Source organism: Aeribacillus sp. FSL K6-2848, assembly GCF_038004325.1.
GTDB lineage: Bacteria > Bacillota > Bacilli > Bacillales > Aeribacillaceae > Aeribacillus > Aeribacillus composti.
In genome coordinates this window covers 2,484,757-2,508,253 of sequence record NZ_JBBOQQ010000001.1, presented here as the reverse complement: position 1 = coordinate 2,508,253, position 23,497 = coordinate 2,484,757, and the positions used below count along the sequence as shown (strand labels likewise).

Below are 23,497 nucleotides of genomic sequence, written 5' to 3'. Positions count from 1 at the left end.
GGGAAAAATAGTATTCTTATTCTTGTAACTTTTAACCGCTGCGTGGCAACGCGAGTCACCGACGCTTGCTAGGTAGCCGGGGATTATATTTAGGAGGTGGACAAGGATGGCTTTAACGCAAGAACGGAAAAATGAAGTGATTGAGCAATTTAAAACACATGAATCAGATACTGGTTCTCCTGAAGTGCAAATTGCTATCCTAACTGAAAAAATCAACATTTTAAATGAGCATTTGCGCGTTCACAAAAAAGACCACCATTCACGCAGAGGTCTTTTGAAAATGGTTGGGAAACGCCGTAATTTGTTGACGTATTTGCGCAATAAAGATGTTGCACGGTACCGTCAACTCATCAATAAACTCGGTTTGCGTCGTTAAGTTGTATGGAAGCGGGAGATTTCCCGCTTTTTTACTGTATTCAAAAAAGTTTATGACAGATTACATAAAAACGATATAGATTGAAAAGTTTAAAAATAACATTTTTGTACAATTTATGTGCGAAGATAGACTTTGTCAATGAAAGAGGGGTTCAAAACAAGTATGGATCAAGAGAAACATGTTTTTTCCATAGATTGGTCCGGACGGAAGCTGACTGTTGAAATCGGCCAGCTGGCGAAGCAAGCGAACGGCGCCGTTTTAGTCCGCTATGGAGATACGGTTGTTTTATGTACGGCAACCGCTTCGAAGGAAGCAAAAGGAGTGGATTTCTTTCCCCTAACGGTCAATTATGAAGAAAGGCTTTATGCTGTCGGTAAAATCCCGGGAGGGTTTATTAAACGAGAGGGTAGACCGAGTGAAAAAGCTATTTTAGCGAGCCGTTTAATCGATAGACCGATTCGCCCGCTGTTTCCAGAAGGGTTTCGCAATGAGGTTCAAGTAGTCAGCATGGTGATGAGCGTCGACCAAGATTGTTCTTCCGAAATGGCGGCTATGTTTGGATCTTCGCTCGCGCTGTCAATATCGGACATTCCGTTTGAAGGTCCGATTGCCGGTGTCACGGTCGGCCGCCTTGATGACCAGTTTATCATTAATCCAACTGTCGAACAGCTTGAGAAAAGCGATATCCATTTAATCGTAGCCGGCACGAAAGATGCCATCAACATGGTGGAAGCAGGAGCCAATGAAGTGCCTGAAGAAACGATTTTAGAAGCAATCATGTTTGGCCATGAAGAAATCAAACGTTTGATTGCATTCCAAGAAGAGATTGTAGAAAAAATCGGAAAAGAAAAAATGGAAGTCGAATTATATAAAATCGATGAGGAGCTTGAAAAAAGAGTTCGTGAAATGGCTCTTGCCGACTTATTGCAAGCTATCCAAGTGCCTGAAAAACACGCCCGCGAAGATGCTATTAATGAAGTGAAAGAGAAAACTGTCGCAATATTTGAGGAAGAAGAAGCAGATGAAGAAACGATTAAGCAAGTAAAAGAAATTTTGCACAAGCTCGTGAAAGAGGAAGTGCGCCGTCTCATTACAGAAGAAAAAGTGAGACCTGACGGACGAAAAATTGACGAAATCCGTCCATTATCGTCTTCCGTCGGAATTTTGCCGCGCACGCACGGTTCAGGTCTTTTCACCCGCGGCCAAACACAAGCCCTGTCTATTTGTACGCTCGGAGCTTTAGGAGACGTACAAATACTTGACGGACTCGGCGTGGAAGAATCAAAGCGGTTCATGCATCACTACAACTTCCCGCCATTTAGTGTCGGGGAAACCGGTCCGATGAGGGGGCCTGGCAGACGGGAAATTGGTCATGGAGCGTTGGGAGAAAGAGCGCTTGAGCCAGTCATACCTTCCGAGCGCGATTTTCCGTACACAATTCGTCTCGTTTCAGAAGTGCTTGAATCAAATGGTTCAACTTCACAAGCGAGCATTTGTGCAAGCACCTTAGCGATGATGGATGCCGGCGTGCCGATTAAGTCGCCTGTTGCTGGAATTGCAATGGGACTTGTAAAATCTGGTGACAACTATACGGTTTTAACAGATATTCAAGGCATGGAAGATGCGCTTGGTGATATGGACTTTAAAGTCGCTGGTACAGAAAAAGGCGTCACTGCGCTGCAAATGGACATTAAAATTAAAGGCTTGTCCCGTGAAATTTTAGAAGAAGCGTTAAAACAAGCTCGCAAAGGCCGCCTTGAAATTTTGAAATCGATGCTGGCGACAATCTCTGAACCGAGAAAACAATTATCGCCATATGCTCCAAAAATTTTAACCATGGTCATCAATCCGGATAAAATTCGTGACGTGATTGGACCTAGCGGAAAGCAAATTAACAAAATCATTGAAGAAACAGGAGTAAAAATCGATATTGAACAAGATGGCACAATCTACATTTCTTCCGTAGACGAAGGAATGAATAAAAAAGCGAAGAAAATTATTGAAGATATTGTAAGAGAAATTGAAGTCGGACAAATGTATTTAGGAAAAGTTAAACGGATCGAGAAATTCGGCGCATTCGTGGAACTGTTTAACGGAAAAGATGGTCTTGTCCACATTTCTGAGCTTGCAGAAGAGCGGGTAGGAAAAGTGGAGGATGTTGTGTCAGTCGGTGATGAAATTTTAGTCAAAGTGATGGAAATCGATAAACAAGGTCGTGTCAATTTATCAAGAAAGGCCGTTTTAAGGGACCAAAAAGAGCAGCAAAAGTCTTGACCGGAGCCAGGGAAAACCCGGCTTCTTTTCCATTTTTGCGGTTGGCAGTTCTATCTTGTCCCCTTTTTTCATAGTTTTATAAGTGAAAAAGGGGATGTTGCGATGAAGCGAAAAAAAGGGAAAATAGCCATTTTTATATTGATCATACTTTTTTCTTATGTCATATTGGATAATCGTTATACATTGATCTTTCTCCAGCAATTAAAAGCAAAACATGAATTCGCTGTATCTGGCGGAGATTCGTTGTATCAAGAAATCGTTGCCAAAGCAAAAGAGTATGAAATTCCTCCGGAAAATGCTGAAATACATAGAGTTTGGAAAAAAACGCCCGGTTATAATGGGCGATCAGTCGACATTGACGCATCGTATAAAAGAATGAAGAAAAAGGGTTCTTTTGATCCAAAGCTTCTTGTATTCAAGCAAATTCCGCCTTCTGTTCATTTAAGCGATTTGCCGAACGAAGCGATCTACCGTGGACATCCGGATAAGCCAATGGTTTCCTTTTTAATAAATGTTGCATGGGGAAATGAGTATCTTCCTAAAATGTTGGCCGTGCTGAAAAAGCACCATGTCAAAGCGACGTTTTTTTTAGAAGGAAGATGGGTAAAAGAAAATCCTGAACTGGCTAAAATGATTGTAGAAAGCGGCCATGAAATTGGAAATCATTCATACTCGCATCCAGATATGGCCCGCCTGCCGTCTGCAAGAATTAGACAAGAGATGGAAGAGACGAACAAAATCATCAAAGCGACGACAGGAAAAAACGTGAAATGGTTTGCGCCTCCAAGCGGCAGCTTTCGCAAGGAGGTCGTAGATATAGCGGCAGAAATGAACATGGAAACGATCATGTGGTCTGTTGACACGATTGATTGGCAAAAGCCGCGGCCTGAAACGTTAATCAATCGAGTGATGTCAAAAATTCATAACGGCGCCATGATCTTAATGCATCCGACGTCATCGACCGCAGAGAGTCTAGATTCATTAATTAAAAAGATTAAAGAAAAAAATCTTTCCATCGGTTCACTTTCTAGTCTGCTGGATGAAAAACGTCTTGACTGATTGGAAGAACAGGGGGTTACAATTTGATCAAGAAATATACATGCCAAAATGGTGTTAGAATCATTTTAGAATCCATTCCGACTGTTCGCTCCGTTGCTATCGGAGTTTGGATTGGCACAGGTTCTAGAAACGAGACGAAAGAAACAAACGGTATTTCTCATTTTTTAGAGCATATGTTTTTTAAAGGAACAGAAAAAAGAACAGCTAGAGAAATTGCAGAAGCTTTTGACAAAATTGGCGGTCAGGTGAATGCCTTCACCTCAAAAGAATACACCTGCTATTATGCAAAAGTGCTCGATGAGCATGCAAATTATGCACTTGAAGTGCTGGCTGATATGTTTTTCAACTCAGTATTTGAAGAAGAAGAATTAAACAAAGAACGAAATGTTGTTCTCGAAGAGATCAAAATGTATGAAGATACTCCAGACGATATTGTGCACGATTTGCTAAGCCAGGCTGCGTTTGGCGATCATCCGCTTGGCTATCCGATTTTAGGCACAGAAAAAACTTTATCTAGTTTTACCGGCGATGCGTTGAAAAGCTATATGGAAAAATACTATACTCCTGACAATATCGTCATTTCAGTAGCTGGAAACGTTCAAGAAAGCTTTATTCAAGAGGTTGAGAAATGGTTCGGCAATTTTAAGTCGTCTCATAAAAAAGAAAAATATAAGGAACCGGTTTTTTTGGACCAAAAAATCGCCAAGAAAAAAGAGACGGAGCAAGCGCATCTCTGCATTGGATTTAAAGGGTTGAGAGTCGGTCATGACGACATTTACAGCTTAATTGTGTTAAACAATATTTTGGGCGGGAGCATGTCAAGCCGCTTGTTCCAAGAGGTGAGGGAAGAAAAAGGGCTTGCTTATTCTATTTTCTCTTACCACACTTCATATGAAGACAGCGGAGTGCTCACAATTTACGGTGGGACTGGAAGAAACCAGCTGAATATTTTATTTGAAACGATTTTTCAAACAATTGAAAAATTGAAGAAAAGCGGTATTACTGAAAAAGAATTAATGCATTCAAAAGAACAAATTAAAGGGAATTTAATGCTTAGCCTTGAAAGTACAAATGCAAGAATGAGCAGAAACGGCAAAAATGAGCTGCTCTTAGGCAAACATCGATCTTTGGATGAAATTATCGAAACGGTTAACCGTGTTGATATCATGAGCGTCAATGAACTTATTCAACATATTTTTACAGATGAATATGCTGTATCTTTAATTAGTCCGGAAGAGAATCTTTCTTCTGCAATTCCAGAATTAAAATGCCTGCTATGATGGATTGGCGGGCATTTTTTATTTGCCAAAAACGTATACATGTATGGAAAGCTATGTTCATCAGTTTCGAATCAATCTCTGCCTGTGAATATGTTCGTATATTTATAATGAAAGAGGGGAGCCAATACTATGCGTTTATCCGAGTTAAGCGGAAAAGAAATCGTCGATGTAAAACGAGCGGAACGTCTAGGCGTGCTCGGTCAAACAGACTTTGAAATCAATGCGGAAACTGGACAAATCACGGCGCTTATTATTCCTTCTTTAAAGTGGTTCGGTTTAAGGAAACAAGGACATGATATTCGAGTACCGTGGGAGCATATCAAAAAAATTGGTCAAGATATGATCATTATTGACGTACCGGAAAATTCCTTAAATAAAATTGATGACTAATGAAGATCCGCCGGCTAAAGAAGCCGGCTTTATTTTTTTTGGCAATTTTTCGATGCGATTCACCTATCGACTGCCACCTACATAATATGCTTAAAACAGGGAGCTAATTATGGTTTTCGAAACTGAACTGAATTGCCATAAAGAAGGTGAAAAAAGGATGTTAACTGGCTTAAACGTTGCTGTAATTGGCGGTGACGCCCGGCAGCTAGAGGTGATCCGAAGGCTATCAGAGCACGATGCCAATCTATTTTTAATCGGATTTGATCAGCTTGAACATGGGTATACAGGATCAGTGAAAATAAACAGCCATAATATTAGTCTGGAAGGAATGGATGCAGTAATATTGCCTGTTTCAGGAACCGGAAGCGAAGGACAGGTCGAAGCAGTTTTTTCCGCTGAAGAAATCGTACTGACAAGAGAAATGGTGGCCTCCACTCCTGAGCATTGCATCTTTTATTCTGGGATACGCACAAAATATTTAGAAGAGTTAATGGAAAAAGAAAAACGAAAGCTTGTACCGATACTGGACCGTGATGATGTAGCGATATATAATTCCATTCCGACAGTAGAAGGGACCATAATGCTCGTTATTCAACATACTGATTTTACCATTCATGGTTCCAACATTGCCGTTATCGGATTTGGACGGACAGGAATGAGCGTTGCCCGCACTTTTGCAGCATTAGGAGCTAATGTGAAGGTAGGCGCTCGCAAACAGAAAGATTTGGCCAGGATCACGGAAATGGGAATGAAGCCGTTTCATTTGAGTGAACTGAAGGACGAATTGTCGTCGATCGATATTTGCATTAATACAGTTCCAGCGTTGGTGTTGTCTTCTGATGTTTTGGCAGCTATGCCTGTCCACGCTCTTATTATCGATTTAGCATCAAAGCCGGGGGGAACCGATTTCCACTATGCTGAAAAAAGAGGTATGAAAGCCATTTTAGCACCTGGTCTTCCAGGAATTGTCGCACCGAGGACAGCGGGCCAAATTTTGGCGAATGCGTTGACAATCCTTTTAACTGAACAGCATCAGCTTGAAAGGAGTATGGATAATGGAAGTGAAAGGTAAACGGATCGGATTTGGTTTAACAGGCTCTCATTGTACTTATGATGCGGTATTTCCGCAAATTCAAAAGCTCGTTGAAAAAGGAGCAAACGTTTTGCCAATTGTCACCTCGACCGTAAAGACGACAACAACTAGATTCGGGGAAGGAGAAGAATGGGTCAAAAGAATTGAAGAAGCGACTGGAAATCAAGTAATTGATTCGATCGTGGATGCCGAGCCTTTAGGTCCGAAAATTCCTCTTGATTGCATGGTCATTGCGCCGATGACCGGCAATTCGATGAGCAAACTGGCGAATGCCTTGACGGACTCTCCTGTATTGATGGCTGCAAAAGCGACTATGAGAAACCATCGCCCCGTTGTACTAGCCATTTCTACAAACGATGCTCTCGGGTTAAATGGCGTAAATTTAATGAAGCTAATGGCGGCAAAAAATATTTTCTTTGTTCCGTTCGGCCAAGATGCACCCCACCAAAAACCGAATTCAATGGTGGCGAATATGGATCGGTTAGTGGAAACAGTTGAACATGCGCTTGAACATAGACAGCTTCAGCCGGTTATTATTGAACATAAAAAATAATCAAACAAATAAAACGCTTTCATGAAAAATCGCTCATCACTTTTTTTGGCTACTGTGATACAATTAAACGTAATACGAATACATGATTATTCGACTCTGATGCATTTTGGAAGGAGATAGATAGAAAATGGCTCAAAAAGGTTTTCATGTAGCAGTTGTCGGAGCAACTGGAGCAGTAGGAACACGAATGATCGAAACATTGGAAAAAAGAAATTTTCCTGTGGAAACTTTAACGTTGTTATCATCCGAACGATCTGCAGGAAAGACAGCTACATTTAAAGGAAAACCAATCACAGTACAAAAAGCGGAACCGGAGAGCTTTGAAGGGGTTGATATCGCTCTTTTCAGCGCTGGAGGAAGCGTGTCGAAGCAGCTTGCACCGGAAGCAGCCAAAAGAGGCGCGGTCGTGATCGACAATACGAGCGCATTTAGAATGGATGAAAACGTTCCTCTCGTAGTACCGGAAGTGAACGAAGAGGATATAAAATGGCATAACGGTATTATTGCCAACCCGAATTGTTCGACGATCCAAATGGTTGTTGCATTGCAGCCGATCCGTAAAGCGTTCGGGCTGAAAAAAGTCATTGTTTCCACTTATCAAGCAGTATCAGGTGCGGGGGCACAAGCGATCCAGGAATTGAAAGAACAGTCTAAAGCGATTTTAGAAGGAAAGCCGTTTGTACCTGAAATTTTACCTGTTAAAAGTGACGAAAAACATTATCAAATTGCGTTTAATGCAATTCCGCAAATTGATAAGTTCCAGGAAAATGGATTTACATTTGAAGAAATGAAAATGATCAATGAAACAAAAAAAATTATGCATATGAAGGATCTGGAAGTTGCAGCGACCTGCGTCCGCTTGCCGGTCGTCATCGGGCATTCAGAATCAGTCTACATTGAAATCGACAGGGACGATGTTACTGTAAATGATATTCGCAATGTATTAAGAGATGCGCCTGGCGTTACGCTTGAAGATGATCCGGCAAATCAAATTTATCCAATGCCTGCTTTTGCAGAAGGCAAATACGATACATTTGTAGGCCGAATTCGCAAAGACTTAGATCGGCCAAACGGCTTCCACCTTTGGGTTGTATCCGACAATTTATTAAAAGGGGCAGCGTTAAACTCTGTACAAATTGCCGAAAGTTTAATTAAACTGAAACTAGTATAAGGTGAAAAGAAGAGAGTTGAAGCCATCAGCTCTCTTCTGTTTAGTTATTTTATAGAGGTGAACATCATGAGCATTGTTGTTCAAAAGTTTGGAGGAACGTCTGTCCGTGATGAACAAGGCAGAAGACATGCGTACGAACATATAAAGGAAGCCTTGTCTGAGAAAAAAAAAGTGGTCGTCGTCGTATCAGCGATGGGGAGAAAAGGAGATCCGTACGCAACAGATACGCTGATCAGCCTTGTGGAAGGCGGGATCGACACCATTTCCAAACGTGAACAGGATATGTTGCTGTCCTGCGGAGAAATCATCTCTTCTGTCGTATTTACTAGCATGCTAAAAGGGAAAGGAATAAAAGCGGCAGCTTTAAGCGGAGCGCAGGCAGGTTTTTTGACGACAAATGAACATACAAATGCTAAAATATTAGAATTGAAATGTGATCGCCTGCTCGGGCTTCTAGAAACAAATGATGTCGTTGTTGTCGCAGGCTTTCAAGGAGCACAAGCAAATGGAGATGTGACGACAATTGGGCGCGGCGGCAGTGACACTTCAGCAACAGCACTTGGAGCAGCTTTAAAAGCAGAATATGTAGACATTTTTACAGATGTGGAAGGAGTGATGACAGCGGATCCTCGTATTGTTAAGGATGCAAAGCCCCTTTCATTTGTGACGTATACGGAAATTTGCAATTTGGCCTATCAAGGAGCAAAGGTGATTCATCCGCGTGCGGTTGAAATCGCTATGCAAGCCAAAATCCCGATTCGCATTCGTTCCACTTATTCTAAATCGAAAGGAACGATCATCACTTCTCACCATCAGGACAAACTAGGTGCGGACATAAAAGAACGTTTAATTACTGGAATTGCTCATGTTTCCGATGTCACGCAAATTAAAGTAGATGCAAAAGAAGGGAATTTCCGTTTTCATCAAGAAATTTTTAAAGCGATGGCTACAAGCGGAATTAGCGTCGATTTCTTTAATATTACTCCTAAGAGTGTCATATATACTGTTCATGGGGATGTAACGGATTTTGCTGTTGGAATTTTGAAAGAGATCGGATATGATCCGATGATCACGCGGCATTGTGCAAAAGTCTCAATTGTAGGAGCAGGCATTCAAGGAGTCCCTGGAGTCGCTTCCAAAATCGTAGCTGCTTTATCGGAGGAAGGGATACAAATTTTGCAATCGGCAGACAGCCATACAACAATTTGGGTGCTTGTGAAGGAAAGTGAAATGATTCAAGCAGTTAATGCACTTCATAAAGCGTTTGATCTTGGAAAATAATCGATAAAGGTGTGAGGAACAAGTGGGTATGTTTGGAAGAATTTCAACTGCAATGGTTACCCCGTTTGACAATAACGGGAATATTGATTTTCAAAAAACAGAAAAATTAGTAGAATATTTAATCCATCATGGAACAGATTCAATTGTTGTGGCTGGAACAACGGGTGAATCTCCAACTTTAACAACGGAAGAAAAGCTCGCTTTATTTAAACATGTCGTTTCTGTTGTCAATAAAAGAGTTCCAGTGATTGCAGGGACAGGTACAAACAATACAAGAGCTTCCATAGAACTGACAAAAAAGGCGGAACAAACCGGCGTCGATGCGATTATGCTTGTCACTCCATACTACAACAAACCGAATCAGGAAGGGATTTATCAGCACTTTAAAGCGATAGCAGAAAGCACGCATCTTCCTGTGATGCTTTACAATGTGCCTGGCAGAACATCGTCCTCGATCGCGCCTGAAACGATTATTCGTCTATCGGAAATTGACAATATCGTTGCGATTAAAGAAGCTAGCGGAGATCTTGATAATATGGCCAAAATTATCGAGAAAACGCCAGATGATTTTGCTTTATACACTGGGGACGACAGCTTAACGCTGCCGACATTATCAATAGGCGGTGATGGCGTCATATCTGTAGCCTCCCATGTTGTAGGAGATGAAATGCAAGAAATGATTCAAGCCTTTTTGTCAGGTGATGTGAAAAAAGCCGGAAGCCTTCATCGAAGACTTCTCCCATTAATGAAAGAACTGTTTAAGGCGCCAAACCCTGTTCCAGTGAAAGCAGCGCTGCAAATAAAAGGTCTGGATGTTGGGCCGGTGCGCTTGCCGTTAGTTCCGTTAACAACAGATGAGCGAACATCATTAGCCGCTGTGATCCATGAATTAGGCTGATCATCGTGATTAGCCTTTTTTTATTTTAAAAATTCCACTCTGCCCCATTCAAAACAGCTGAGTCTAGCGGCTTAATTTTTCGGATAAGTGTGCCTGATATAAATTAACTTGTATTCCATTTCTTTCATCAGGTATAATATTGCTAAGTGCTTTGGACGGGGATATTTAGGGAGGATCACTAACACTTATGAAAAAAGCTGAAAAAATTCAACTTATTGCTTTAGGAGGGGTTGGGGAAGTCGGAAAAAACCTGTACATCGTCGAAATCGACTCGGATATTTTTATTGTGGATGCCGGCTTGAAATATCCTGAAAACGAGATGCTCGGAATTGATGTGGTGATACCGGATATTACATATTTGCTTGAACGTAAAGATAGGGTTCGGGCCATCTTCTTAACAAATGGCAGATTGGATCGGATCGGTGCGATTTTCTACATTTTAAAACATATCAATGCGCCAGTTTACGGAACGAAATGGACAATTGCCTTGACAAAAGAAAGAATGAAGCAATATTCTGTTACCGCTGATTTTCGCGAAGTGAATATGCGAAAGCCTGTACATTTTCCTCAAGTGACGGTTTCTTTTTTTCGCACATTCTCAAATATTCCTGATTCTATGGGAGTTTGTTTCCATACGTCAATGGGAGCGATCGTGCATACAGGCGATTTTAAATTAGAGCAATCCTCGATCGGAAGTCATTTTCTTGATTTTGGTAAAATGGCGGAAATCGGTAATAGCGGAGTTCTTTGTTTGCTTTCCGACAGTATCAATGCAGAAAGACCCGGCTTTTCTGGTTCCGAAGCTCTTGCCGGAGAAATGATCAACGATGTTATGTATAATTCGCCTGGAAGAGTTGTTGTATCTGTAGCAGAGACGAATATTTACCGAATTCAGCAAATTTTCAATGCCGCAGTTGAGACTGGAAGAAAAATAGCAATTATAGGGAAATCGTTTGCCAAAATTATTGAGCTTGCAAGACAATTACGGTATTTAAAGGCTGACGATGATTTGTTTATTCCGGTGTCGCATTTAAAAAAGCTTGAAAAACAAAACTCTGTTCTACTATGTGCAAGCGATTCATTCGATCCGCTTGCGGAAATTTCAAAAATGGCCAAAGGCATTCACAAGCAACATCATATAACTTCCGATGATACGGTTTTAATTGCTCAGACCCCAACACCCGGACAAGAACTTATTTATTCGAAAACGATTGATTTGCTGTTTCGAGCAGGAGCCAATGTTGTTTCGATTGATAAAAAAGCGTTTTTTTCTGGTCATGGCTGCCAAGAAGAGCTGAAGCTTATGCTACATTTAATGAAACCAAAATACTTTATTCCCGTTCATGGTGAATTTAAAATGCAAATAGCGCATGCTAAAATTGCGCAATCGATCGGAATACGCGAAGAAAACATTTTTTTGCTCGATCAAGGAGATGTGGTTGAATTCACCCCTAAATCTGCCAAAACGGTTACAAAAGTACCTTCTGGAAATGTACTCATTGACGGGCTTGGTGTAGGAGATGTTGGAAATATCGTGCTAAGAGACCGGCGTTTGTTATCTCAGGACGGCATTTTAATTGTTGTTGTTACGTTAAACAAAGAGATGAAAAAAATTGTCGCTGGTCCTGAAATTATATCAAGAGGGTTTGTGTATGTTCGTGAGTCTGAAAGTTTAATTTCCAAAGCTACGAAAATGGTGCATGACACACTGTCGTCTTGTATGGAAGATGTTTCAATGGATTGGTCAACAATGAAACAAAACATTCGCGACGTCTTGAATCAATTTTTATATGAGCAAACGAAGCGCCGCCCGATGATTTTGCCAATTATTATGGAGGTTTAGACAAAAATCAGGCCGACGAAGCCTGCTTTTTTCACATTTTTAAAACGGTTTCCTGGCCGCATGAAAAAATGGATTCCGTTCATACTAACATCATAACGGTAAGAAGAAAGGATGATTGGGATGAACGGAAATGCTGATCAACCGACTGTTCAGCCAGTGGAAAAGGGAAGCGAAAATGTAGTTGACAAAATTCAGCAGTTAGGACAAACAAACATTCCGCAAATGGATCAGGAAACAAACATTCATTGTTTGACCATTATCGGTCAAATTGAAGGACATATACAGCTCCCTGCTCAAAATAAAACAACGAAATATGAACATATCATTCCGCAAATTGTGGCGATCGAACAAAATATGAAAATAGAAGGACTGCTCGTCATTTTAAATACTGTCGGCGGCGATGTTGAAGCAGGACTTGCGATCGCTGAAATGCTTGCTTCGCTTACGAAACCGACTGTATCCATCGTTCTTGGCGGCGGACATTCTATCGGTGTGCCCATCGCTGTGTCATGCGATTATTCATTTATTGCGGAAACGGCTACGATGACGATTCACCCGATAAGGTTAACCGGTTTGGTCATTGGTGTTCCGCAAACGTTTGAATATCTTGATAAAATGCAGGAGCGGGTTATTAGTTTTGTAACAAAGCATTCCAATATTACAGAAGATAAATTTAAAGAGCTGATGTTTTCAAAAGGAAATTTAACAAGGGATATTGGAACAAATGTTATCGGTCAAGATGCGGTTAAGTACGGCTTGATCGATGAAATAGGCGGTGTAGGAAGCGCGATGAAAAAATTGAACGAGCTTATTTTGGAAAGAAAGAATGGAAAAGGAGGGGACATCCTTCAATGATTTTATACACGACTGTTCCTGAAGAGCTCATTTTTCCATCAGATCAAGAAGCTTTTCAAAAAAGGCACATTATTGAGATGAACGGCATTTCATTATTAATAGAAGAAACGGGAGAAAATCAATGCCAAATCGTCAGAGTGCTTTCAACCAATCCAAACCATTATTTATTGGAATCTGTTTTCCCCGGTCAAAAAGTACCTTTTTTTCGAAGCTAACATTCCTTTTAAAGACAACATCGTTGCTAGCATACCTAAATTCAAGTTTGTATGATATAATATGGACACAAACAGTCGTTCGCAGCCAAATAGTGGCTGCGTTCTTGTTTTACATAATACATAGGTGGGATTAAAGTGGCAAAAGTGAAAAGAAAACGAAAAAAGAGAAAAACGGATTGGCAAAATAAACTAAAATTTGAAATAGCGGGACTTCTGCTATTATCATTGTCGATAATCGCTTTAAGCGAATTTGGATTTGCTGGCAAAGCGCTTGTCTCCTTTTTTCGGTTCTTCGCTGGAGAATGGTTTATTATCTTTTTGCTAGGATTATTATGGTTTTCCATATATATATTTTGGAAAAAGACATTCCCTCATTTTTTAACGAGAAGATGGCTCGGGATCTATCTTATAGTTGGCTCAATTTTAATTCTCAGCCATATGAAGCTGTTTGAAAATTTGTCAAAGGGAGGAGTTTTTGCTTCTCCAAGCGTTATATTGAATACTTGGGAGATGTATTTAAAGGAATTAAACGGGGAGGCAAGCGCTCAAGATCTTGGAGGAGGAATGATCGGCGCCGTTTTTTTTGCTGCATCATACTATTTATTTTCTTCAGGGGGCACTCGAATTATTTCCATTGTCTTGATCATAATTGGTTGCATCTTAATTTCCGGAAAATCACTCGGAAACAGCCTCTCCAAAATTGTTGAGTCCATCGGCCGGATTTTCAAAAAACAATTTTTTGCCTTTGTGGATGATATGAAGAACTTATTTTCCTTAGTAAAAAAACAAAAGAAAAAGCAAAAGAAGCATCGCTCCAATAAGGTTCAGGCTGAAGACGATCAAGAACAAGAAGATGAACATTTAGAAGAAAATACATCTGAACCGATTATTTCCAGTTTTACAGACCATCCGGAAATCATGACAAATGATAAAAAAGAGCCCGAAAATAATTTAAAGCAGGAACAAATTACGTTTGAAGAAAAGGATGAGCCGATCGCCTTTCAGGAGATAGAAAACAAAGATTATAAATTGCCTCCGATTGATTTGCTGTCTCTTCCAAAATACAGCGGTCAGCATGCCGATAAGCGGAATATTTACGATAATGCGAGAAAACTAGAGCGCACTTTCCAAAGCTTTGGAGTGAAGGCAAAGGTTACCCAAGTACATTTAGGGCCTGCTGTAACAAAATATGAAGTGTACCCGGATGTCGGGGTGAAGGTAAGCAAAATTGTCAGTTTAAGCGATGACCTGGCGCTGGCTTTAGCAGCAAAAGATATTCGGATTGAAGCGCCGATTCCGGGAAAGTCTGCAATTGGAATTGAGGTGCCGAATTCAGAAATTGCGATGGTGTCATTGCGCGAGGTGCTGGAATCCAAAATGAACGATCGCCCTGATTCCAAGCTGCTGATCGGCTTAGGACGTGATATAACTGGAGAAGCGGTGCTGGCTGAACTGAACAAAATGCCGCATCTGCTTGTCGCAGGTGCAACAGGCAGCGGAAAAAGCGTCTGCATTAACGGGATTATTACAAGCATTTTGATGAGGGCGAAGCCTCATGAAGTGAAAATGATGATGATCGATCCAAAAATGGTCGAATTAAGTGTTTACAATGGGATTCCGCATCTATTGGCTCCTGTTGTGACAAATCCGAAAAAAGCGTCGCTCGCATTGCAAAAAGTAGTTAATGAAATGGAAAGAAGATACGAGCTGTTTTCACATACTGGAACGCGCAATATTGAAGGATATAATGAAATGATCAGAAGGCAAAATTCGCTGTCAAAAGAGAAGCAGCCTGAGCTTCCTTTTATTGTCGTCATCGTGGATGAGCTCGCTGATTTAATGATGGTTGCTTCTTCTGATGTAGAAGATTCGATTACACGCTTGTCACAAATGGCCCGTGCTGCTGGCATTCATTTAATTATTGCGACTCAACGTCCGTCTGTTGATGTAATTACAGGAGTCATAAAAGCCAATATTCCATCGAGAATTGCCTTTAGTGTGTCCTCCCAAACCGATTCACGCACTATTTTGGATATGGGGGGAGCTGAGAAACTGCTCGGAAGAGGAGATATGCTGTTTTTGCCAGTCGGATCATCAAAGCCGATTCGTGTTCAAGGAGCGTTTTTATCAGATGAAGAAGTGGAAAAAGTCGTGAATTACGTCATTTCACAACAAAAGGCGCAATATCAAGAAGAAATGATTCCGAACGAAGATTCCGAGGATCATGGAGATGTTGATGATGAATTATATAATGAAGCGGTTCAACTAGTTGTGGACATGCAAAGTGCAAGTGTATCCATGCTGCAAAGAAGATTTAGAATCGGCTACTCAAGAGCTGCGAGATTAATTGACGCCATGGAAGAGAGAGGGGTAGTCGGACCTTATGAGGGAAGCAAGCCGCGCCAAGTGTTGATTTCTAAAGAAGAGCTGGAGGAACGTTTGTCATAAAAATTTTCGTGTTTTTCATGTAAAAAATATTTAAATAACGGGCATACTAAAACTACATTTACTAGAAAGTGAGAGATCGATGGATGGCAAAAGATGCGAAACGTAAAAAAGCAAAAAGCAGTTTGAGCAGCGCCCAAGAAGTCACTTATTCGAGAGAGTTTAAAATGGCTGACAGAGCGGGAGGCTTTTCAGAAAAACATGAAAGCCATTAAAGCATAAAAATGCCAATTATAAAATGCTCCGAACATGTCACCCTAATGGATAGGACATGTTGTGAAAGCAACTGTCTACACCCTCTTTGCGGAGGTGCGCAAAATGGGAAGAGCACATAAGCAAAAAGCGCGTGATAAAAACAAAGCTAAGCTGCCGCAAGTGCCAAAAAATTTGAAGTCAGACGGCAAAAGTATTGAATTTTCAAGAGAGCTTGCCGACAAGGACGATCTTCAAGCATTGGCTCGCTCTGCTGCAGCGGACAAAAGGCAACAGAAAAGAACATAAAGGTTGTTTCAAAAGCTGTGCCTGAAAAATAATGATGAAAGACAACAGAATTTATTTTCTGTTGTCTTTTTAGATACTATTATTCCATAATTTAGGATATCTCTGATAGGTTCGTAAAGATTTCATCCCAAGCATATTTTTATAGTTCAAAACAATTTGCAAGACGTTTATTTTTCTAGATTTCGTTTAAATTCTAGTATTACAGCTTATTTTTTTCACAATTGAATTCAAACTAGATTTTTTATTCGGAAAACAAATTCAATTCCTGAGCTTTTTTAATAGCTAACATACGATTATGGACTCCTAATTTACGATATAAATGATTAATATGAGTTTTGACAGTAGATAATGAAACATCCAATTCTTCTGCCATTTCTTTATTCGAAAGTCCTTCTTGCATCAGTTTTAAAACTTTCATTTGCTGATTGGTTAACAAATGCTCGCTTAAATTTGCATTTCCTTCTGATGATTTGACAAAACATTCCATTGACATCTTTTCAAGCAATCTTTTCACATCATCTAAATTAACGTGTTTCGATCGATTAATATAGTGGTTTCTTACTCCTTGAACATATCGTTTAAGTAATTGTTCTAAATGCATTCCTTCATCTAGAAAAACTCTTAAAAACCCATTGGGGAGTGCAAAAGATAGTGCATTTTCTAATACTTGAAAACTTTCAAGCATTTGATTTTGCTGAGCAAGTAATAAACTTTTCAAAATAGTGAGACGAATAACGTGTCGAGGTTTTCTTTCCTTTTCCACAAGAGTGAGCAAGCGATTTGTCAAGTTCATAGCTTCCGTTTTTTGTCCTTGCATCCATAACATTCTAGCGAATAACTCATATTCTTCAATCATCGCAACGGAAATTTCATCCGATACAGAAAAGCCATTTTCGTTTGCCCAGTTTACCACCGCAGTTAATTCACCATCTTTTAACATATCTCGCATTTGGAACAATTTAATTTCTTTTAATAGTCTTAGAATTTTTCTTTGCTCCACATCGATGATCAATTGATGAATGATTTGGTCACTTTTATGTTTACGGTTACTATAAGCAGCAATTTGCGCCAACATTAAGGAAGCTTTCACTACAAAATTTAGATTGTCACACTCTTTCCCAATCCCCAAAGCTTTTTGAGTATAATATTCAGCTTCTTCCAAGCGGTTTCGTTCATATAACAAAACACTGTAATCTAAACATAAATGAGCTAAAAACAATGTATGTCTTGTCTTCCCCCACATGTTTAATAACATTCGCAAAGTTTCTTCTGTTTTATAAAGATTTTCACTTTCACATGTTAAATAAATATCCCAAATCGGATGATAGCCGTCTTGTTCAATGCCGAATTCAGGAAGAAACCCACCGTCAGGGTCTTGCTCTAAATATCTTTTAGAATATTCTACAAAAGACTCAAAATCTTTTTCTAAAAAAGAGCGAAATGCCACAAGGAAATCCAATCCTGCTCCATAATGTTGTTTATCTTTTTGTGAAAGTAAATTAGGATGATTTTCCAGTTTATCGATTGCCCAACAATATTTTTCTGTTGCTTCAAAAATATAGCCTGTTAAATAAAGAGACGCAATATTCATTAAAAAAAATATCGGTATATTAAAAAGCTCGGAATTCGGAATTCGATTCAGCCACTGGTGCAAAACCGCCCATTCATAATTTGGCATAAGAGGGAGCATTCTTTCTAGTAAACGAAGGGCGTGTTCATAATTTCCGCTAGACAAATAATGTTCCAAAGCTTCTTGTTGAAAACCGTTTTCCTCAAACCATCGACCTGCTGTTTCATGCAAAGCTTTCACTTGTTCTGGACTAGACAATTGAAGTTGCATGTGCAAAAACTCTTGGAAAAGGTGATGATAACGATACCACTCTCGGTCTTTATCTAATGACACAAGAAACAGGTTTTCCCGTTCTAGCTGGTGCAAAATAGTGGATGAATTCGTTTCATTGGTAATCGCTTCACATAAGGAAGCATTCATTCGTTCCAATATAGATGTTTTCATTAAAAACTGTTGAACGTCCTTCGGTTGTTTGCTTAGTACCTCTTCAAAAAAATAATCAGCCACATGACGCTGCTTTCCTGACATATCCAAAGCAACCTTCGTCCCGTTTAATTTATTATCAATGGATAAAGCTGCCATCCGCATCCCGGCAGCCCAACCTTCCGTACGTTGAAAGATGTCCAACAGTTCAATGTTATTAAAAGTCAACTCAGTGCACTGGTTAAAATAAGCTTTTGTCTCTTCGATGTCAAACCGCAGATCATCTGCGACCAGTTCAACGAGATTACCTTCAACGCGCAATCGGGATATCGGCAAAATAGGTTGATTACGAGTGGCAATATAAAAATGAACATGTGCAGGTATACGTTCTAGTAAGTAAGACAATCCATCCAAAATGGATGGATCTTTAATAACATGAAAGTCATCCCAAACCAACACCGTTTGTTCAGAAAATTGATGCAAAAGATTGATTAACTTAAAAATGTGCGTATTTCCATACAAATCTATTTCTATCGAATGCCTCTCAACTTTTTCACGAAATGATGGATTAGCTCGTTTAAGCGCTCCAATGGTATGTGCCCAAAACTGAGCCGGATTATTGTCGCTTTCATCTAGAGATATCCATCCAATATGTGCATCGATTGTTGTTACCCATTCACTGAGTAACGTACTCTTGCCGTACCCTGCAGGAGCAGTTATTATAGTAAGTTTTCGGTAAAGACCTTCATTAAGACGATGATTCAAGTGGGAACGGACAATTAATTTCCCCCTTGTTTTCGGGACAAAAAGTTTCGTTTCAATGATCATTCCGTTAACCCCTTTTTATTCCCTTCTGTTTTTTTAGAACGTTATCACATTTTGCAAAATTAAACTAACTAAGACTAAGAATACCTCATAGTTAGTGCAAAACGCATGTCAACAGCAGTGGAACAAAAAATGAACAAATTCAATTCATCATATTTCGATCAAAACCTCTAAATAATAACAATTTCTTACACAATTTATACTATAGTTATGTTTAAAAATAGTCAATTTTGAATATTCGCTATATTACACATAAATGTCCATAGATTATTCGACAAACAAACAAAAAAGAAAACGGTTTTCTACATGTCAAAACGCCTTTATTACCAACATCTCCCTATCAATTCCACCCAGTCCTTCAACCTTTTGGTCGATTTACAAACAAATAAATTCTAGTATATATAATATTTAAATGCATCACGTTAATAGAAAAATTGCTCAAATGCTTCAACCAATTGTATATAACCAACTTCCACATATAATTAAAAGTTTCTTTTAGACTGGCATACTTACTAATGCAAACATGTGTAAAAAATTACGAATGATTTGCAAAAGGAGAGATATTTCGTGTCAAAACGTTTCACAAAAATTGTATCTACCAATCTAGCTTTTCTGTTAGTTATATTCACCCTGCTGCACCAGCTGCCGATTGTCGAAGCACAATCCGCTGAATTTGCTGGCGGCTCAGGCGATCCGAATGACCCGTATTTAATTAAAACTGCCGAGCAGCTAGACAACGTCAGAAATTATCTAGATAGGCATTTTAAGTTAGCGGCAAACATCGATTTATCGGATTTAGAATCAGAATGGGTTCCAATAGGAAGCCAGTCCGCTCCTTTTACGGGAACATTGAATGGAAACGGATTTACGATATCCAATTTAACCATTCAACAATCCCCGACAAACGACATCGGCTTGTTTGGCGCAACCGATTCAAATGCCGTCATTAAATTTGTCATCTTAAAAAATGTCAATATAAACACCAGCGATAAAGAGAATGTCGGGGCAATCGTTGGATACAACCAAGGTACCATTGAAAATTCTCTCGCTGAAGGAACCGTAAAAGGAAAAAATTCTGTCGGCGGGCTAGTTGGATATAACAGTGGAAATATTACATTCCTGCTATCCAAAGTAACTGTAGAAGGCGCAGAAAATGTCGGCGGGCTAATCGGATATCATAATGGCGGAACAATTGAAAATGCTTCTGCGACAAAAGATGTTCAAGGTATTGGAAACAATGTTGGGGGATTAATCGGAAAAAGTGAAAACGGCACAATTAAAAACTCCACTGCCACAGGAAATGTAAATGGCAAATGGTATATTGGTGGTTTAGTAGGCCAGAATACAAATGGGCAAATCACAAATGCCTATGCGACAGGGGATGTATCAGGAAGAGGATCTGTCGGTGGACTAATAGGAGGAAATGTTGGAGGCACAATTGAAAATACTTTCGCCACTGGAAAAGTAACAGGTGGTACATTTATAGGTGGATTGGTGGGAGAGACTAGTGGTGGCAGTATCACAAACAGCTATGCCACTGGAGATGTAAGTGGCGATGATAATGTTGGTGGATTAGTTGGATTATCATTTAGTAAAATAACAAAAACTTACGCAAAAGGAATTGTAACAGGTATGCTTTGTATTGGTGTTGGTGGATTAATTGGGCAATTGGGAAATGGAGAGACTTTAAATTCCTTCGCTTTAAATGCACAAATAAATCTAAATGTACGAAATGATAGCTATATTGGTAAAGTCATCGGTTATTATAGTTATCCATATTTCTCAAATATTTATGCCTTAAAAGATATGATACTTAATATTACAAATCCTTATAACAATGACGTTTATTACGGTGTTAACGGCACAGACATTAGTATAGAAGAAGCGCAAAATCAACAAACCTATGTAGCTTTAGGTTGGGATTTTAATCATATATGGAAGATTGGTCAAAATGGTTATCCGACATTACAAACAACAGAAGGAATCGGTGCTGCAGAAAAAAGTACCGTAACTTTACAATCTAATCTGGCAAACGCTGGTACATTGACAGGACAAGGGCAATATGAGCCTGGCGAAGAAGTAGAACTAAAAGCAAAGGCAGAACCTGGCTATCGTTTTATCAATTGGACGATAGATAACCATGAATTAAGCAATAAAGCAAATTTTACCTACACAATGCCAGTGAAAGACGTTACGATTGTTGCAAATTTTGCAAAAACCTACGATGTAACTGTTAAAGTGAATGATTTAAAGGGTGGTACGATTACTGACAAAAGTGGAAGTTATTTACCCGATGAAGAAATATCATTACAAGCAACACCTAAGGAAGGCTACCGCTTTGTCAATTGGACTGTCGACGGTAAAGAAGTAAGTAAAAATCCAACATTTACTTATACTGTCCAAGCAAAAGACGTTGAAATCATCGCTAACTTCGAAAAACAATCCTATGACGTGACTGTTAAGGCGAATGATTCAAAAGGCGGAACAGTTACAGGTAGCGGAAGTTATTTATTCGAAGATGAAGTTCAATTAAAAGCAGAACCGAACGAAGGCTATCGTTTTGTCAATTGGACTGTCGACGGTAAAGAAGTAAGTAAAAATCCAACATTTACTTTTACTGTCCAAGCAAAAGACGTTGAAATTCTCGCCAACTTTGAGAAGCTATCCTATGAAGTGACTGTGAAAGCAAACGATCCAAAAGGTGGTACAGTCACAGGTAATAGTGGAAAGTATCTTTTTGAGGACCAAATTTCATTACAAGCCACACCAAATGAGGGCTATCGCTTTGTCAATTGGACTGTCAATGGTACTGAAGTAAGTAAAAATCTAAAATTCACGTATACTGTCCAAGCAACAGACGCAGAAATTGTAGCTCATTTTGAAAAATTAACTTATAAAGTAACAGTAAAATCAAATCATCCTGAAGGCGGTTCGATTTCAGGAGAAGGTACTTACCAATATGGAGAAAACATTACATTAACAGCGACCCCAAATAAAGGGTATCGTTTCATCAATTGGACCGTAGAAGGCATAGAAGTAGGTACAGAGCCGACTTTTACTTACACGATTCCAGCTCAAAACGTCGAAATTATGGCAAACTTTGGAAAACAATCATACAAAGTAGCCGTGAAATTAAACAATCCAGAAGGTGGGACTGTTTCAGGCGAAGGTACTTACGAATATGGCGAGAACGTTACTTTAACAGCGACACCAAATAAAGGCTATCGCTTTGTGAATTGGACGATTAACGGCAAAGAAGTAAGCGACGAACCAACGTTTACTTACACGGTTCCTGCAGAGGATGTAGAAATCATCGCGAACTTTGAAATCCTGTCATTCAAAGTAACTGCTCAAGCGAATAATCCAAAAGCAGGTAAAGTGAGTGGCGGTGGTACGTACGAATATGGTAGTCAAATCATCTTAAAAGCAACACCAAACGAAGGCTATCGTTTCGTCAATTGGTCGATCAACGGCAAAGAAGTAAGCGACGAACCATCGTTTACTTACACGGTTCCTGCAGAGGATGTAGAAATCATCGCGAACTTTGAAATCCTGTCATTCAAAGTAACTGATCAAGCGAATAATCCAAAAGCAGGTAAAGTGAGTGGCGGTGGTACGTACGAATATGGTAGTCAAATCATCTTAAAAGCAACACCAAACGAAGGCTATCGTTTCGTCAATTGGTCGATCAACGGCAAAGAAGTAAGCGACGAACCATCGTTCATTTATACGGTCCCTGCAGAAGATGTGACAATTACGGCTAATTTTGAAGAAATACGACCAAGTATAGAAGAACCAGGGAGTGGACCAACAGAAGAAATACAAAATGAGCCAAATGAAGAATCATCAATATTACCTAAAACTGCAATGCACTATATGAACTGGCTTTTAATAGGACTAGCATTCATTTTAATTGGAGCTTTTGGATACATTCTTAATAGGAAACGAAATACTCAATAAATCATAATAACGCTGTATTATATAGGAGTAATTTAACTAAAAAAGAAGTGCCATTTTCAAAACGGAAAATGAACACTTCTTTTTGTGCGCCCGGCATGGGTGTAATCTATAGGGTGAAAGTCCCGAGCTGCGAAGGCAGAAGTAGCAGTTAGCTTAACGCAAGGGTGTCCGTGGTGACGCGGAATCTGAAGGAAGCGAGCGGCAAACTTCCGGTCTGAGGAACACGAACTTCATATGAGGCTAGGTATCACTGGGTGAGTTTGCAAGACAAAACAAAGCCCTTTCTGCCGAAGGTGATACAGAGTAAATGAAGCAGATGGATGGAAGGAAAGATTACACTCTTACCCGGGGAGGTCTGGCTGGCACGCCAAGTAACCTTGGTAACCTATCTAGTGATAGATAGCTGAACAGTCAGAAGTCAGCAGAGGTCATAGTATTAGTTGGTCTAGAACAACTAAGAAGGACCGAACAATTAAGAGAGAATA

18 protein-coding genes are annotated in these 23,497 nt (G+C 39.7%); 17 read left to right on the top strand and 1 reads right to left on the bottom strand.

Features of this window, described 5'->3' with window-relative positions:
- Positions 1-106 precede the first annotated feature (106 nt).
- From rpsO to NSS70_RS11915, 16 genes are all read left to right on the top strand, one after another.
- Complete coding sequence (rpsO, locus tag NSS70_RS11990; RefSeq protein ID WP_063386709.1) at positions 107-376, top strand: 30S ribosomal protein S15; 270 nt, start codon at positions 107-109, stop codon at positions 374-376.
- A 162-nt stretch (positions 377-538) separates the two neighbouring features.
- On the top strand, positions 539-2,650 hold the full coding sequence (gene pnp / locus NSS70_RS11985; protein ID WP_063386710.1) for a polyribonucleotide nucleotidyltransferase: 2,112 nt from the start codon (positions 539-541) through the stop codon (positions 2,648-2,650).
- Positions 2,651-2,752: 102 nt separating this feature from the next.
- Entirely contained in the window at positions 2,753-3,709 is a 957-nt protein-coding gene (locus NSS70_RS11980; protein WP_340881693.1) for a polysaccharide deacetylase family protein, read from the top strand.
- A 23-nt stretch (positions 3,710-3,732) separates the two neighbouring features.
- Complete coding sequence (locus tag NSS70_RS11975; protein WP_066246458.1) at positions 3,733-4,989, top strand: M16 family metallopeptidase; 1,257 nt, start codon at positions 3,733-3,735, stop codon at positions 4,987-4,989.
- A 129-nt stretch (positions 4,990-5,118) separates the two neighbouring features.
- Positions 5,119-5,379, top strand: coding sequence for a YlmC/YmxH family sporulation protein (locus NSS70_RS11970; RefSeq protein WP_063386713.1), 261 nt, complete (start codon positions 5,119-5,121; stop codon positions 5,377-5,379).
- A gap of 157 nt (positions 5,380-5,536) precedes the next feature.
- Positions 5,537-6,451 carry a dipicolinic acid synthetase subunit A gene (gene dpaA, locus NSS70_RS11965; protein ID WP_340808050.1) on the top strand — a complete coding sequence of 305 codons (915 nt, stop codon included), beginning with the start codon at positions 5,537-5,539 and terminating at the stop codon, positions 6,449-6,451.
- Complete coding sequence (locus NSS70_RS11960) at positions 6,435-7,025, top strand: dipicolinate synthase subunit B (protein WP_063386715.1); 591 nt, start codon at positions 6,435-6,437, stop codon at positions 7,023-7,025. The genes dpaA and NSS70_RS11960 overlap by 17 nt, the downstream gene beginning before the upstream one ends.
- 127 nt (positions 7,026-7,152) lie before the next feature.
- Positions 7,153-8,196 (top strand): aspartate-semialdehyde dehydrogenase, encoded by a 1,044-nt coding sequence (gene asd / locus NSS70_RS11955; protein WP_063386716.1) that lies wholly within the window; start codon positions 7,153-7,155, stop codon positions 8,194-8,196.
- Positions 8,197-8,262: 66 nt separating this feature from the next.
- Complete coding sequence (gene dapG, locus NSS70_RS11950; protein WP_340881691.1) at positions 8,263-9,477, top strand: aspartate kinase; 1,215 nt, start codon at positions 8,263-8,265, stop codon at positions 9,475-9,477.
- Positions 9,478-9,499: 22 nt separating this feature from the next.
- Entirely contained in the window at positions 9,500-10,375 is an 876-nt protein-coding gene (gene dapA / locus NSS70_RS11945) for a 4-hydroxy-tetrahydrodipicolinate synthase (protein WP_340881689.1), read from the top strand.
- A gap of 187 nt (positions 10,376-10,562) precedes the next feature.
- Positions 10,563-12,218: a ribonuclease J gene (locus tag NSS70_RS11940; RefSeq protein WP_063386718.1), complete on the top strand. Its 1,656-nt coding sequence runs from the start codon at positions 10,563-10,565 to the stop codon at positions 12,216-12,218.
- A 120-nt stretch (positions 12,219-12,338) separates the two neighbouring features.
- The gene (locus tag NSS70_RS11935) at positions 12,339-13,073 is read left to right on the top strand and encodes a ClpP family protease (protein WP_066246454.1); all 735 of its coding nucleotides are present in this window, start codon (positions 12,339-12,341) and stop codon (positions 13,071-13,073) included.
- Positions 13,070-13,288 (top strand): YlzJ-like family protein, encoded by a 219-nt coding sequence (locus NSS70_RS11930; protein WP_066246452.1) that lies wholly within the window; start codon positions 13,070-13,072, stop codon positions 13,286-13,288. Before NSS70_RS11935 ends, NSS70_RS11930 begins: the two co-directional genes overlap by 4 nt.
- Before the next feature lie 135 nt (positions 13,289-13,423).
- A complete protein-coding gene (locus NSS70_RS11925; RefSeq protein WP_339196504.1) occupies positions 13,424-15,736 on the top strand; it encodes a DNA translocase FtsK in 2,313 nt (770 codons plus the stop codon).
- Between the two features lie 83 nt (positions 15,737-15,819).
- A complete protein-coding gene (locus tag NSS70_RS11920; RefSeq protein WP_339196502.1) occupies positions 15,820-15,948 on the top strand; it encodes a YfhE family protein in 129 nt (42 codons plus the stop codon).
- 103 nt (positions 15,949-16,051) lie between these two features.
- Complete coding sequence (locus NSS70_RS11915) at positions 16,052-16,234, top strand: YfhD family protein (RefSeq protein WP_063386722.1); 183 nt, start codon at positions 16,052-16,054, stop codon at positions 16,232-16,234.
- 241 nt (positions 16,235-16,475) lie between these two features.
- Here NSS70_RS11915 and NSS70_RS11910 read toward each other — a convergent pair whose 3' ends face one another.
- Entirely contained in the window at positions 16,476-19,055 is a 2,580-nt protein-coding gene (locus NSS70_RS11910; RefSeq protein ID WP_339196500.1) for a LuxR C-terminal-related transcriptional regulator, read from the bottom strand.
- 564 nt (positions 19,056-19,619) lie between these two features.
- Here NSS70_RS11910 and NSS70_RS11905 point away from each other — a divergent pair.
- Positions 19,620-23,012 carry an InlB B-repeat-containing protein gene (locus tag NSS70_RS11905; RefSeq protein WP_340881686.1) on the top strand — a complete coding sequence of 1,131 codons (3,393 nt, stop codon included), beginning with the start codon at positions 19,620-19,622 and terminating at the stop codon, positions 23,010-23,012.
- Positions 23,013-23,497 lie beyond the last annotated feature (485 nt).

Bases quoted from the DNA above. Each gene is read 5' to 3' on its own strand.
- NSS70_RS11980 (WP_340881693.1), top strand. From the start codon at position 2,753: ATGAAGCGAAAAAAAGGGAAAATAGCCATTTTTATATTGATCATACTT.
- dapG (WP_340881691.1), top strand. From the start codon at position 8,263: ATGAGCATTGTTGTTCAAAAGTTTGGAGGAACGTCTGTCCGTGATGAA.
- asd (WP_063386716.1), top strand. From the start codon at position 7,153: ATGGCTCAAAAAGGTTTTCATGTAGCAGTTGTCGGAGCAACTGGAGCA.
- NSS70_RS11930 (WP_066246452.1), top strand. From the start codon at position 13,070: ATGATTTTATACACGACTGTTCCTGAAGAGCTCATTTTTCCATCAGAT.
- NSS70_RS11940 (WP_063386718.1), top strand. From the start codon at position 10,563: ATGAAAAAAGCTGAAAAAATTCAACTTATTGCTTTAGGAGGGGTTGGG.
- NSS70_RS11920 (WP_339196502.1), top strand. From the start codon at position 15,820: ATGGCAAAAGATGCGAAACGTAAAAAAGCAAAAAGCAGTTTGAGCAGC.
- NSS70_RS11910 (WP_339196500.1), bottom strand. From the start codon at position 19,055: ATGATCATTGAAACGAAACTTTTTGTCCCGAAAACAAGGGGGAAATTA.
- dpaA (WP_340808050.1), top strand. From the start codon at position 5,537: ATGTTAACTGGCTTAAACGTTGCTGTAATTGGCGGTGACGCCCGGCAG.
- NSS70_RS11970 (WP_063386713.1), top strand. From the start codon at position 5,119: ATGCGTTTATCCGAGTTAAGCGGAAAAGAAATCGTCGATGTAAAACGA.
- NSS70_RS11935 (WP_066246454.1), top strand. From the start codon at position 12,339: ATGAACGGAAATGCTGATCAACCGACTGTTCAGCCAGTGGAAAAGGGA.
- pnp (WP_063386710.1), top strand. From the start codon at position 539: ATGGATCAAGAGAAACATGTTTTTTCCATAGATTGGTCCGGACGGAAG.
- rpsO (WP_063386709.1), top strand. From the start codon at position 107: ATGGCTTTAACGCAAGAACGGAAAAATGAAGTGATTGAGCAATTTAAA.
- NSS70_RS11960 (WP_063386715.1), top strand. From the start codon at position 6,435: ATGGAAGTGAAAGGTAAACGGATCGGATTTGGTTTAACAGGCTCTCAT.
- NSS70_RS11915 (WP_063386722.1), top strand. From the start codon at position 16,052: ATGGGAAGAGCACATAAGCAAAAAGCGCGTGATAAAAACAAAGCTAAG.